Raw genomic sequence first — 12,987 nt, forward strand, 5'->3', positions numbered from 1 at the left:
CTAGGAGGGATAGTATGTCAAACCAATTTAACGCAGGAGATACTGTTTATGTGATCTACAGAAATCCGCACGCCGCCAATGTAGCCCACATAAAGGAAGCCGAAATTGTGCACCATCCATACCATGAAGGCGAGCTTTCCCTGTTTATTTATGAAACCTATCATCCGTTCGCAGAGGACGATGCTGTGTTTGCAAGCTATGAAGAAGCTAAATCGCTTTACAAAGAACTCTTTGATATTGATCCGTATGAGTAACAAGGAAATCATTACAACTCATATCCTTTCCGCCTAGTGAGAAAAGTAACGTTAGTAAAGGAAAAGGATGTGGCATCATGCAGAACCCATTTGTTCCGCAGCTTGTATATATTGAACCGAGGGCGCTGGAATATCCGCTAGGCCAAGAATTACAAGATAAATTTGAGAATATGGGCATTGAAATCAGAGAAACAACATCCCACAATCAGGTGCGTAATATTCCTGGGAAAAATCATCTTCAGCAATATCGCAATGCGAAATCAACTTTAGTTATCGGTGTCCGGAAAACATTAAAGTTTGATTCATCCAAACCCTCGGCCGAATATGCCATTCCGTTTGCAACAGGCTGTATGGGGCATTGTCATTACTGCTACCTGCAAACAACTATGGGATCAAAGCCGTATATCAGAACTTATGTAAACGTCGAAGAGATTTTGGATCAGGCAGATAAGTATATGAAGGAGCGCGCACCAGAGTTCACAAGGTTCGAAGCATCATGTACGTCAGACATTGTAGGAATTGATCATCTGACACACACGCTGAAGCGCGCCATTGAACATTTTGGCCAAAGTGATCTCGGAAAGCTCCGATTTGTAACGAAATTTCATCATGTCGATCACCTATTAGACGCAAAGCATAATTGGAAAACGAGATTCAGATTCAGTATTAATGCCGACTATGTGATTAAAAACTTTGAGCCGGGAACTTCACCTCTTGATAAGCGGATAGAAGCAGCAGTAAAAGTTGCAAAAGCAGGCTACCCGCTAGGCTTTATTGTTGCTCCGATTTATATTCATGAAGGCTGGGAAGAAGGATACAGACATCTGTTTGAAAAGCTTGATGCTGCTTTGCCGCAGGACGTTAGACATGACATAACGTTTGAATTAATTCAACACCGTTTTACAAAACCGGCCAAACGAGTGATAGAGAAAAATTATCCGAAGACGAAGCTCGAATTAGATGAAGAAAAGCGCCGTTATAAATGGGGCCGTTACGGGATCGGAAAATATATTTATCAGAAAGACGAAGAGCATGCACTTCGAGAAGCACTTGAATCCTATATTGATATCTTTTTCCCTAACGCGAAAATTGAATATTTCACTTAAACGGGCTGTTGTGATCAACAGCTCTCTTTTTATAAAAAGGATTTTTCCATTCCATCAAAACGCCGTAATTCAATGATTCTTTATCCTCTACATAATTGCTGACTACACGAATAGGTGAACGCCCGCAACGGAGGAGAAAGGACAGCACAGGGTCGTTTTTCCTGCCTTCCATCACATCTTCAACGTACTGAACAGCGCTGATCTCGTGTGCGTATTTATGATACAAAGGAATGCGGCCGCCGCCGAGAAGGCGTTCCAGTCTTTTATCAACAGTCAGCTCATACATCGTATTCATCAGCCATTTTCCGATTCCAAGCTTTCGATAATGAGGAGAAACAGAAATATCCACTACATATAAAGTATTTCCAAGAGGTTCATGATTTTTAATCGATCCGTTGTCAGTTGCTTGTGCCCATGTATGATCAGGAGAATCAGGCTCAAATTGTACAATAAGAGCAGTCATGGAACCGATAATTCTGCCATTGATGAGCGCGCATAAAGCGCCTTCTGGAAAGGTTTTGATATGGCTGGCAAGCTGGTCCTCTGACCACAGCAATTCCTGGGGAAACGGAGGAGGGAAACATTCTTTTTGAAGAGAAATCAGCCTCTCGATGTCAGTCTCAGTGTAGTTTCTGATGGTCAGAGCCTCAAATTTTCTGCCGTCATGCACATACATTTGTTTTAGTATGATCATCACTCTCCTTATGTTGTTTCATTATAACGAAGATTGAATTTTCAGTAAATATATTCCGATTTTCTTATAATTTATTTTTTGATTATTCATTTTTCAAACGAAAGGACCGATATAGAAATTAGGAGGGGATTGGTTTGTTTAAAAAACTTCACATGAAGATTGCTGTTTTTGTTTCGATTATGTTAATCGTCACAGTTGTTCTTTTAATGCTGTCTTCTTATTTGACGCTAAAACCGATGATTACAGAGGATGGGAAAAATACAACTCAAAACGTGACGCAGTCACTTGAACAAAATATTGCATTGCAATTAAAGAGTTATGCCATTTCGTTATCAAGATTGGCTAATGGGGAATTAACGCATACATTTGTAACGAAACCAAGTAAAGAAGCTGCTCGGCTGTTTCACGATGACATTAAGCAAATCAAAGATAACGATGATTATGTTGCGATGGCTTACATAGGCACCGCCAAAAAAGAAATGTTTACATATCCAAAAGCGGATTTCGCTGAGGATTATGATCCAACATCAAGACCATGGTATAAGCTTGCAGCTGAAACCCCGGATCAAGTTGTTTGGACGGAACCTTATAAAGATGTCGTGACAGGAGACATGATTGTTACTGCATCGAAAGCGATCTTAGACGGGCAAAAAGTGATAGGGGTTGCCAGCTATGACTTGAAACTCTCTGCTATCCAGAGTATGGTCAATAAACAAAAGGTGCCTTACAAAGGATTTGCCTTTTTAGCTGATGCGAGCGGCAATCTTTTAGCCCATCCGTCAAATCAAGGAAAAAATATATCAAAGGATCAAACACTGCAAATCATCGCATCCGAGAAAAAAGGGATACAAGATGTGAATGGGAAAATGGTTGTGTACCAAACGATTGGCGAGACAGGCTGGAAGGTCGGAACGCAATTTGATACCGATCAATTAATGTGGATTTCAGATAAAATGAATCGGGCAAATCTTTGGATATCATTGCTTGCGCTTATCATAACAATTATTCTCAGCTACTTCCTGGCCAAAACGATAACCGGTCCGATACAGCAGCTGATCGCAAAAACGAAAGCTGTTTCCGCAGGCGATTTAACAGTGCGCGCGGAATCAAAATCCAAGGATGAAGTCGGTATTTTAACAAGAGATTTCAATCTGATGGTTGAAAATATGAAGGAAATGGTTGAGCAAGTGAGACTCTCTTCAGGGAAAGTATCTGACACCTCTGAACAATTAACGGCTGTCGCTGCCGAAACAAATGAAACAAGCGGACAAATTGCAAAAGCGATTGAAGAAGTAGCCGCAGGGGCATCGGAACAGGCTTCTGAAGTTGAAACCATTAATGAAAAATCGGAAAGCCTGTCAACGAAAATCAGGCAAATCGCTGAGGAGGCAGGCGGAATTAAAGAACGCTCAAAATCGTCCGAGGATGCAAGCTATAAAGGACTTGACGCGCTCGGCCAGTTGCTGATGAAATCAAACGAAGCCAATATGGAAACGAAAAAGGTTGAAACAATGCTGCTGGATTTGGAAAATCAAACTAAGAATATTGAAGAAGTCGTTACAGCGATTTCAAACATATCTGATCAAACCAACTTGCTTGCCTTAAATGCCAGTATTGAGGCAGCAAGAGCCGGAGAAAGCGGGCGCGGTTTTGCCGTCGTAGCCGATGAAGTGCGGAAGTTAGCTGAGCAATCAGCCCTTTCTACAAAGCATATCAGCGAGACTGTGAAGCTTATCCAGCTTGAGACAAAAGAGGCCTCTCACGCGATGGTTGAGGCAAGCAGAATGAATGATGAACAAAACAGTGCCATTCACGAAACTGGAGAGGTATTAAATACGATAACTGCAGAAATGCAGTCACTGGTACAAGGTATTGATCACATTTACGCGGAAATTCAAAGAATGAGTGAAGAACAGCTTGCGATTTCTGAAGCGATTCAAAGCATTTCAGCCATATCACAGGAATCAGCTGCCGCTGCAGAGGAAGTAAACGCATCAACCGATGAACAGCTTGTCACCCTTGATAAAGTCAAACACTCAACGGAAACACTAAAACATGCAAGCCAAGAGCTTATGAACACAATTGTAAAATTCACATTGTAATCCAATTACATCCCCAAACATCATTTGTTTTGGGGATTTTTTATTTTATAAGATGAATAGATATGGTAGTCTAAAAAATGAAGGAAAAATGATAAATTTTAACTAAAATCAAAACGAAACATCTGGGAGGAATGACCTTGAAAAAAACAATTGGTTTTATCGGTCTTGGAGTGATGGGAAAGAGCATGGCATCACATATTCTGAATGACGGCCACCCTGTTTTGGTGTACACCCGGACAAAAGAAAAAGCAGAAAGCATACTTCAAAAAGGCGCGATCTGGAAAGATACGGTCAAAGATCTTTCGAAAGAAGCGGATGTCATCATTACAATGGTCGGCTATCCCAGTGATGTTGAAGAAGTGTATTTCGGAAGCAATGGAATTATTGAAAACGCAAAAGAAGGCGCATATCTTATTGATATGACGACATCTAAGCCTTCGCTTGCGAAGAAGATTGCTGAAGCGGCCAAAGAAAAAGCATTGTTCGCTTTAGACGCTCCTGTTTCCGGTGGAGACGTGGGTGCACAAAACGGAACACTCGCGATTATGGTCGGTGGAGAAAAAGAAGCTTTTGAAGCCTGCATGCCGATTTTCTCTTTAATGGGAGAGAATATTCAGTATCAAGGACCGGCTGGAAGCGGACAGCATACCAAGATGTGCAATCAGATTGCAATTGCAGCTGGTATGATCGGTGTTGCTGAAGCGATGGCTTATGCTCAAAAATCAGGCCTAGAGCCGGAAAATGTTCTGAAAAGCATCACAACGGGCGCAGCCGGAAGCTGGTCATTGTCAAATCTTGCTCCCCGTATGCTGCAAGGCAACTTTGAACCGGGATTTTATGTGAAGCATTTTATTAAGGATATGGGAATTGCACTAGAGGAAGCAGAATTAATGGGGGAAGAAATGCCAGGCTTGTCGCTTGCTAAATCCTTATATGACAAGCTTGCTGCTCAAGGTGAAGAAAACAGCGGAACACAGAGTATCTATAAGCTTTGGGTGAAATAAAAAAGGGAGTGTAATATTAACTGTGTAAGTAAGGAATGCGTACGGTTCCTTACTCACACAGTTTTTTATTTGATAGAATAATAAGTATAAAGCTAAAGGAGTGGTTTCAGTGGGGAAATTGAAAAGAGATCCGAACTCCGTAGAATTAGCTAACAAGATTATCGAACAGTATCAGCCTAAATCAGTAGAAGATATGCAAGAAGCATTAAAAGACATATTTGGTCCCATGTTTGAGTCAATGCTAAAAGGTGAAATGAATCACCATTTGGGCTATGAATCCAATGACAAGGGAGAAAAAGAAACAAGAAATAGAAGAAATGGATATGGCAAAAAGATCGTGAAAACAACAGCAGGAGAAGTTGAAATTGCAGTCCCCCGTGATCGTGATGGTTCATTTGAACCGCAGTTGATTCCAAAGCGTAAAAGAGATGTATCCTCTATAGAGGATAAGGTCATTTCGATGTATGCCAGAGGAATGTCACAACGAGACATTTCTTCCACGATAGAAGACATCTATGGCTTTTCTGTATCTCATGAAATGGTATCCGACATTACGGATACTGTACTTCCTAATTTAGAAGAGTGGCAAAATCGTCCCTTAAGTAACTGTTACCCTTTTGTGTTTGTCGATTGTCTTTACACAACCATTCGTAATGACTATGAAACGAAGAAGTATGCCGTTTACACAATACTAGGATATACCATAGAAGGTAAAAAGGACATTCTAGGTTTGTGGTTGAATGAAACGGAAAGTAAACATAAATGGATGCAAATTTTTGATGAAATCAAATCTCGTGGTGTAGAAGATATCTTCTTTCTCTCAATGGATGGCGTTAGTGGTCTGGAAGAAGGAGCACGTGCGATTTTTCCTGATGTGACCGTACAGAGATGTATTGTTCATTTAATTCGAAATTCGATTAAGTATATACCAAGTAAAGACTACAAGCCTTTTACTGCTGCCTTAAAGAAAGTGTATGGAGCTCCAAGCCTTAAGGCTTGTCACAGTGCATTTGAATCTTTTGAAAAGCAGTGGTCTACGTACCCTGGAGCTGTAGACGTATGGAAACGAAACTTTTCTCATGTGGAACAACTTTTCGATTATGGTGGTAATATTCGTAAAATCATGTACACTACAAATGCCGTTGAAAGTATCCACTCTAGCTTTCGAAAAGTCACGAAAAAAGGAGCATTCCCCCATGAGAATGCCCTATTAAAAATATTGTTTTTACGAACAAAAGAATTAGAAAAGAAATGGGATGGTGGACGCATCCAGCAATGGGCTATGGTCATGAATCAACTATTAGTTCATGACCACCTAAAGGAACGTGTGAAGAAATATCTAGAATAACTTACACACTTTTCTTGACAAGCCCATAAAAAAAGATTGCCTGTACGAAACAGGCAATCTTTTTTTTATTATTTTCCGATGAATTGTTGTGTCCAGATGCTTCCAGACTCAACGTAGCCAACACCGATGTGAGTAAAGTTAGGGTTTAGAATGTTTTTTCTGTGTCCTTCACTGTTCATCCAAGCTTTTACTACTTCTTCTGGTGTCTTTTGGCCCTTCGCAATGTTTTCACCTGCTGTTTTGTAGCTGATTCCGAAAGATTTCATCATATCAAACGGTGAGCCGTATGTTGGGCTTTGGTGATCAAAGTAGTTTTTGTCTTTCATATCCTGAGATTTTGCGCGTGCGGATTTGCTTAACGTTTCATCAATTTGAAGCGGCTTTAATCCTTGTTTTTGTCTTTCTGCATTTGTAAGTTCAACAACTTTTTTCTCATATGCACTTACAGATGAAGGTGCAGACGTTGTTGTGTTTGTTTTTTCAGCAGTTGCGGGTGCTTTAGAAGCAGTGTTTTGATCAGCAGCTGCTTTTTCAGTAGTCTTTTGTGCAGGTTTTGCCGTTTCTGTCTTTTGAACATCCTGAACTTTCACGTTAGATTGCTTCGCATGTTTTTGAAGAAGCTGCTTCATCTCTTTTTCGTTTGCAGCGTTTAACGTTTTGATATTTGTGTTAATATGCAGCTTTTTCACTGCATCGTTAAGTGACATGTTTTGTACTGTGTTCCCCGTTTTTACTGTAACCACAGGCTGGCAGGAGAGTTCTTTCGCTGATGCTTGCTGTACGCCCCCGAATGTGAATAATCCAACCGCAGCGGCAGCAGATAAAATAAATGCTTTCTTCATTAGTTCGTAACCTCCTAGAGTTGTTTGTTTCTACAGAAAAATCATAACATAGCTTTTTTGTCATAAAGATTCCAGCACTTTCCTTTGACAAATAGAGATTGTCATTTTCGTAAAGTAAATCCGTTGAATCACTAAGAATAAGGGAATCAGCGGTATATATGATTTTATCGTACCGTTACATAGCTTCCTTTTTTTTGAACCGTTAGTTATATTTTAATGTGTTTTTATATTGACAGCTTTTTTTACTCCTTTTCGCTGTAACAACTATTACAAAGGTGTTACAATTAATCTCAGTATATGTAAATATATTGAATGATTTGAGAGGGGTAACCAGAAGTGACTGAAATAGGACGTGAACCAAAGAAAAAGAGCAAAGGAAACAGAGCAATCAGAATGAATCTTTTTTTCCTAGCTGTCTTTGTTCTATTCACTGCATTAATTTTTAAGCTCGGGGTTGTTCAAATTGTTGAAGGCGAACAGCATGAAGAAGACGCTGAGAAATCAAATGCAAAAACAGCTTACTATCCTGCGCCTCGCGGGAAGATGTACGACAGAAACCAGAAAGTTGCTGTCGACAACCAGAGCGTTCCAGAAATTGTGTATGTATCAACATCTAGCACAAAAACAGAAGATAAAATCAAAACAGCGAAGCGGCTTGCTTCTTTCATTCATATTGATACCGAATTTTTGAAGGAAAGGGATCTTCGTGATTACTGGATCGCAGCTCATCCGAAAAAAGCCGCCGCTCTGCTTAAGGAATCAGAAAGCAATCTGAAAGGAGACCAAGCTTACAAGCTTCAAATAGAGCGTGTTCCGGATCAAGAATTAAAGGCTATTCAGCAAGATGACGAAGAAATGGAAACTGCTGCGATATATACAAGGTTTTCAAGCGGAAATGCTTACGAACCTCAAATCGTAAAGGCAATGAATCCAAATAAGAGCAATAGCAATGGAAAAAACGGAGCGCTGCTTGATGAGAAGAAAAACTCCTCGCAAAGACCAAAAAATGACTTAACATATGATGAAATTTCCATTGTTTCTGAGCATTTAGAAGAACTTCCGGGAATCGATATCGTAAACGATTGGACACGAAAATATCCTTATGACAAAACCCTTTATTCTGTTTTCGGGGGCGTCACGACACCTGATCAGGGCCTGCTGAGCGACCGGAAAGATTTCTACTTAACAAGAGGCTATGCGAATAATGACAGGGTGGGAAAAAGTTATTTAGAGTATCAATATGAAGAATATTTAAATTCGCATAAAGAAAAAGTGGAATACGTAGAAGATAATAAAGGAAATGTCGTCAGCCAAAAAACCATTGATAAGGGCAGCAGGGGATACGATCTTCAGCTTTCTTTTGACATGGAGCTTCAGGCAAAGGTAGAAAAGATCATTGAAGAAGAAGTAAGAAACAGCCGTGCACGCGGAAATTACATGCTTGACAGAGCCTTTGCCGTAATGATGGACCCGAATAACGGCGATATTTTATCAATGGCAGGGAAAAAGATAGATTTAAAAACCAACAAAATTGAAGATTATGCGATAGGGGCATTTACCACCCAATATGAAATGGGATCAGCAGTAAAGGGGGCCACCGTGCTAGCCGGCTATCAGGACGGAATTCCGCATTATAAATATTATGTCGATGCTCCAATGCTTTTAGGAACGAATCTTATAAAAAAATCTTATACTAATATGGGAACCATCAATGAATTAACCGCATTGCAAAAAAGTTCAAACGTATATATGTTCAATGTTGCCATGCATATTGCAGGCGTAACATACAAGCCGCATGGATCTCTCCCGGCTGATCAGAACGATCTACTGAAAATGAGAAACTATTACAGCCAGTTTGGTCTGGGAGTAAAGACAGGTATTGATCTCCCGCAGGAATCAGCCGGAATGCAAACCACACCTAAAACTGTAGGAGGATTAATTTTAGACTTAGCAATTGGCCAATACGATACATACACACCGCTTCAAATGGCTCAATACATCTCAGTAATCGCCAATGGTGGCTATCGTGTTCAGCCTAGAATCGTCACAAGTATTCATAAGCCAGGAAAAAAAGACCAGCTGGGTAAGGCGATTGAACATAGGAAACCTAAAGTACTCAATAAGATTAATAATTCAGAGAGTGATTTGAAACAAGTACAAACAGGCATGAAATTAGTCACTTCTTCAGGGACAGCAAAAAATACGTTTACAGAAGATGTATCAGGGAAAACGGGAACAGCGGAAACATTTTACTACGGCACGAATCGCAACTGGTGGGGGAAAAAAACATACAATCTGACTTTTGTCGGCTATTACCCGTCGAAAAAACCAAAAGTGGCCTTTAGTGTTGTTGTTCCATCAGTAGATGATGATGATAAGATCAATAAAATTATTGCTAAAAGAGCTATCCACGCCTACGCAGAGCTCGAAAAAAAACACAGTAAAAAATAAAAAACAGGGTGCACAACTAAAAGATTGTGTGCCCTTTCTTTTATTCAAAAATTGACGTTCACCATAAGAATAGAAGGAGAATACTCATTTTCTAGCGAATCATACTAGGTAAAAGTCAATCTGTATATGTCGAAACACGATAATCATGCAAAGGAGGGATTCTGTGGAACAGGATACGCAGCATGTTAAACCACTTCAAACAAAAACCGATATTCATGCAGTCTTGGCCTCGAATGGACGCATCATTTATATATCTGCCAACTCCAAACTGCATTTGGGCTATCTCCAAGGAGAGATGATCGGATCATTCCTCAAAACGTTTCTGCATGAGGAAGACCAATTTTTGGTTGAAAGCTATTTTTATAATGAACATCATCTGATGCCGTGCACCTTTCGTTTTATTAAAAAAGATCATACGATTGTGTGGGTGGAGGCTGCGGTAGAAATTGTTACGACAAGAGCTGAGCGGACAGAACGGGAAATCATTTTGAAAATGAAGGTTCTTGAAGAAGAAACAGGCCATCAATCCCTAAACTGCGAAAAACATGAAATCGAACCTGCAAGCCCGGAATCGACTACATATATAACGGATGATTATGAACGGTTGGTTGAAAATCTCCCGAGTCCGCTATGCATCAGTGTCAAAGGCAAGATCGTCTATGTAAACAGCGCGATGCTTTCAATGCTGGGAGCAAAAAGCAAGGATGCTATTATTGGAAAATGGTCCTATGAATTTATTGAAGAAGAATATCATGATATCGTGAAAAACAGGATTATACGAATGCAAAAAGGAATGGAAGTCGGAATGATTGAACAGACGTGGAAAAGGCTTGATGGCACACCTGTTCATTTAGAAGTGAAAGCATCCCCGACCGTCTACAAAAACCAGCAGGCTGAGCTGCTGCTGCTGATCGATATCTCTTCAAGGAAGAAATTCCAAACCATCCTGCAAAAAAGCCGTGAACGATATCAGCTGCTGATTCAAAATTCCATTGATACCATTGCGGTGATTCACAATGGAAAATGGGTGTTTATGAATGAATCGGGAATTTCCCTGTTTGAAGCGGCTACCTATGAGGACTTAATTGGCAAAAACATATACGATCAGCTGCATCCTTGCGATCACGAGGATGTAAAAGAGAGAATCCAAAACATTGCCGAGCAAAAAACAGAATCTGAAATTGTCAAGCAATCCTGGTTCACCTTTCAGAACAGGGTCATTTATACGGAGATGGTCTGCATTCCGACGACCTTTTTTGGTGAAGCGGCCGTCCAGGTCATTCTTCGGGACATTTCAGAGAGAAAACAAACAGAAGAATTGATGCTGAAATCGGAAAAATTATCAATCGCAGGGCAGCTCGCGGCGGGAATCGCCCATGAGATCCGCAACCCTCTTACAGCGATCAAAGGATTTTTACAGCTGATGAAACCGACAATGGAAGGCAACGAACATTACTTTGATATTGTGTTTTCTGAACTCAGCCGTATCGAATTAATACTCAGTGAATTGCTCATGCTGGCGAAACCTCAGCAAAATGCTGTCAAAGAATATTTGAACTTGAAAAAATTAATTGGTGAGGTTTCAGCCCTGTTAGAAACGCAGGCGAATTTAAATGGCATTTTTATCAGAACAAGTTATGAAAAAGACAGCATTTATATAAACGGGGATCAAAACCAATTAAAGCAGGTATTCATTAATTTAATCAAAAATGCAGTTGAATCAATGCCTGATGGGGGAACAGTAGACATTATCATAACCGAAGATGAGCATTCTGTTCATGTTACTGTCAAAGACGAAGGGGAAGGTATACCTGAAAAGGTACTAAACCGGATTGGAGAGCCATTTTTAACAACAAAAGAAAAAGGTACGGGGCTTGGATTAATGGTGACATTTAATATCATTGAAAACCATCAGGGAGTTATACATGTGGACAGCCATCCTGAAAAAGGCACAGCGTTTAAAATTTCATTTCCAAAAAAATAAAACAACGGCTTAAACGCCGTTGTTTATCGTCTGCATTGCTTCACGTTTTTTTAATACAAATAATTCTAAACGGTCCAGGCCTTCTCTCAGTGTGTCCAGCGAGTACGCAAAAGACAATCTTACATATCCTTCACCATATGTTGAGAACGAGCTGCCCGGCACGAGTGCCACACCAGCGTCTTCCAAAAGAGCCATACTAAAATCAAATGAAGTCATTCCAAATGATTTAATAGAAGGGAAGATATAAAACGCACCGGACGGTTTAACTACGTCAAGTCCCATGGAAACAAGACGGTCATAAACATAGTCGAGACGTTTTTTGTATTGTTCTCTCATAATCAATGCGTCGTCAAAGCCGTTTGTGACAGCTTCAAGCGCGGCTTTTTGAGAAATGGATGAGGCGCACGACACATTGTATTGATGAACCTTTAAAATGTGCTTTGCAATGTCTTTCGGTGCGAATAAAAATCCAATTCTCCAACCGGTCATGCTGTGTGATTTTGACAACCCGTTAATGACAATCGTTTGATCCCGCAAATAGGTTGCGATGGAGTAATGCGGTCTGTCATATGTTAATTCACTGTATATTTCATCAGACAATACGAAGACATTTCTGCCTTTTAAGAGAGCTGCGATGCTTTTCAGTACTTCTTCAGATAAAGTCACGCCGGTAGGATTTGACGGATAAGGAAGCACGACACACTTGGTGTTGGGTGTCAGAGCATCTTCAATCAGCCGGGCGGTAAGCTTAAAGCCGTGTGACGTAGTATCAACAATGACAGGCTTGGCCCCGCACAAATTGATAATAGGTTCATAGCCTGGATAAATAGGTCCTGGCATAATGACTTCATCACCGGGAGATAAAATCGTCCGGAATGCAGCATCAATGGCTTGGCTTGCGCCTGTTGTGATGATAATTTCAGATTCAGCATCATAGTTGAAATCCGCTTTTTTCTTCATATAAAGCTGCACAGCTTGTCTCAGCTCCAGGTAGCCGGCATTCGGAGTATATGACGTCACGTTTTCATCAATGGCTTTTTTTGCGGCAGCTTTCACATGATGCGGTGTGAAAAAATCAGGCTGGCCGATTGTAAGTGAAATGACGTCTTCGTGTTGGGCTACAAGATTCGAGAATTTGCGTATTCCTGAAATTTCGATCTCTCTTGCTTTCGGATTCAGCAAATGTTCCATAATTCATCACC

The 12,987-nt window shown here is 40.4% G+C and carries 10 protein-coding genes; 7 read left to right on the plus strand and 3 right to left on the minus strand.

The genetic code is table 11. The features are described 5' to 3' along the window. Positions 1-14: 14 nt before the first annotated feature. Together splA and splB are read left to right on the plus strand one after the other, a co-directional pair. Positions 15-254 carry a splAB operon transcriptional regulator SplA gene (splA, locus tag NSQ09_RS13470; protein ID WP_003218644.1) on the plus strand — a complete coding sequence of 80 codons (240 nt, stop codon included), beginning with the start codon at positions 15-17 and terminating at the stop codon, positions 252-254. A gap of 77 nt (positions 255-331) precedes the next feature. Further along, positions 332-1,360: a spore photoproduct lyase gene (gene splB, locus NSQ09_RS13475; RefSeq protein ID WP_017695052.1), complete on the plus strand. Its 1,029-nt coding sequence runs from the start codon at positions 332-334 to the stop codon at positions 1,358-1,360. On the opposite strand, the gene NSQ09_RS13480 is transcribed toward splB, so the two are convergent. Then, complete coding sequence (locus NSQ09_RS13480; protein ID WP_341031688.1) at positions 1,353-2,054, minus strand: GNAT family N-acetyltransferase; 702 nt, start codon at positions 2,052-2,054, stop codon at positions 1,353-1,355. The genes splB and NSQ09_RS13480 overlap by 8 nt on opposite strands. A gap of 134 nt (positions 2,055-2,188) precedes the next feature. Here NSQ09_RS13480 and mcpC point away from each other — a divergent pair, with 134 nt between their 5' ends. The 3 genes from mcpC (at position 2,189) to NSQ09_RS13495 (ending at position 6,508) form a co-directional block, all read left to right on the plus strand. Further along, positions 2,189-4,156 (plus strand): methyl-accepting chemotaxis protein McpC, encoded by a 1,968-nt coding sequence (mcpC, locus tag NSQ09_RS13485; RefSeq protein WP_341031691.1) that lies wholly within the window; start codon positions 2,189-2,191, stop codon positions 4,154-4,156. Between the two features lie 137 nt (positions 4,157-4,293). Then, on the plus strand, positions 4,294-5,160 hold the full coding sequence (locus NSQ09_RS13490; RefSeq protein ID WP_015715802.1) for an NAD(P)-dependent oxidoreductase: 867 nt from the start codon (positions 4,294-4,296) through the stop codon (positions 5,158-5,160). Positions 5,161-5,260: 100 nt separating this feature from the next. Beyond that, positions 5,261-6,508 (plus strand): IS256-like element ISBsu2 family transposase, encoded by a 1,248-nt coding sequence (locus NSQ09_RS13495; protein ID WP_031600262.1) that lies wholly within the window; start codon positions 5,261-5,263, stop codon positions 6,506-6,508. 68 nt (positions 6,509-6,576) lie between these two features. Here the strand turns inward: NSQ09_RS13495 and NSQ09_RS13500 are convergent, their stop codons facing one another. Further along, positions 6,577-7,350: a CAP domain-containing protein gene (locus NSQ09_RS13500; protein ID WP_003244693.1), complete on the minus strand. Its 774-nt coding sequence runs from the start codon at positions 7,348-7,350 to the stop codon at positions 6,577-6,579. Positions 7,351-7,686: 336 nt separating this feature from the next. Between NSQ09_RS13500 and NSQ09_RS13505 the strand changes: the two genes are divergently transcribed. Both NSQ09_RS13505 and kinA read left to right on the plus strand, forming a co-directional pair. Continuing rightward, positions 7,687-9,801, plus strand: coding sequence for a peptidoglycan D,D-transpeptidase FtsI family protein (locus NSQ09_RS13505; RefSeq protein WP_017697267.1), 2,115 nt, complete (start codon positions 7,687-7,689; stop codon positions 9,799-9,801). A 163-nt stretch (positions 9,802-9,964) separates the two neighbouring features. Then, entirely contained in the window at positions 9,965-11,785 is a 1,821-nt protein-coding gene (kinA, locus tag NSQ09_RS13510; protein ID WP_015252197.1) for a sporulation histidine kinase KinA, read from the plus strand. Between the two features lie 9 nt (positions 11,786-11,794). On the opposite strand, the gene NSQ09_RS13515 is transcribed toward kinA, so the two are convergent. Next, positions 11,795-12,976, minus strand: a complete 1,182-nt coding sequence (locus NSQ09_RS13515) for an aminotransferase A (RefSeq protein WP_017697268.1) — start codon at positions 12,974-12,976, stop codon at positions 11,795-11,797. Between the last annotated feature and the right edge of the window lie 11 nt (positions 12,977-12,987).

Source organism: Bacillus sp. FSL W8-1202, from assembly GCF_038006165.1.
Classification (GTDB): Bacteria; Bacillota; Bacilli; order Bacillales; family Bacillaceae; genus Bacillus; species Bacillus subtilis.

What these genes read in the sequence shown, in the direction of transcription:
- splA (WP_003218644.1), top strand. Translation starts at nt 15, where the DNA reads ATGTCAAACCAATTTAACGCAGGAGATACTGTTTATGTGATCTACAGA.
- splB (WP_017695052.1), top strand. Translation starts at nt 332, where the DNA reads ATGCAGAACCCATTTGTTCCGCAGCTTGTATATATTGAACCGAGGGCG.
- NSQ09_RS13480 (WP_341031688.1), bottom strand. Translation starts at nt 2,054, where the DNA reads ATGATCATACTAAAACAAATGTATGTGCATGACGGCAGAAAATTTGAG.
- NSQ09_RS13500 (WP_003244693.1), bottom strand. Translation starts at nt 7,350, where the DNA reads ATGAAGAAAGCATTTATTTTATCTGCTGCCGCTGCGGTTGGATTATTC.
- NSQ09_RS13515 (WP_017697268.1), bottom strand. Translation starts at nt 12,976, where the DNA reads ATGGAACATTTGCTGAATCCGAAAGCAAGAGAGATCGAAATTTCAGGA.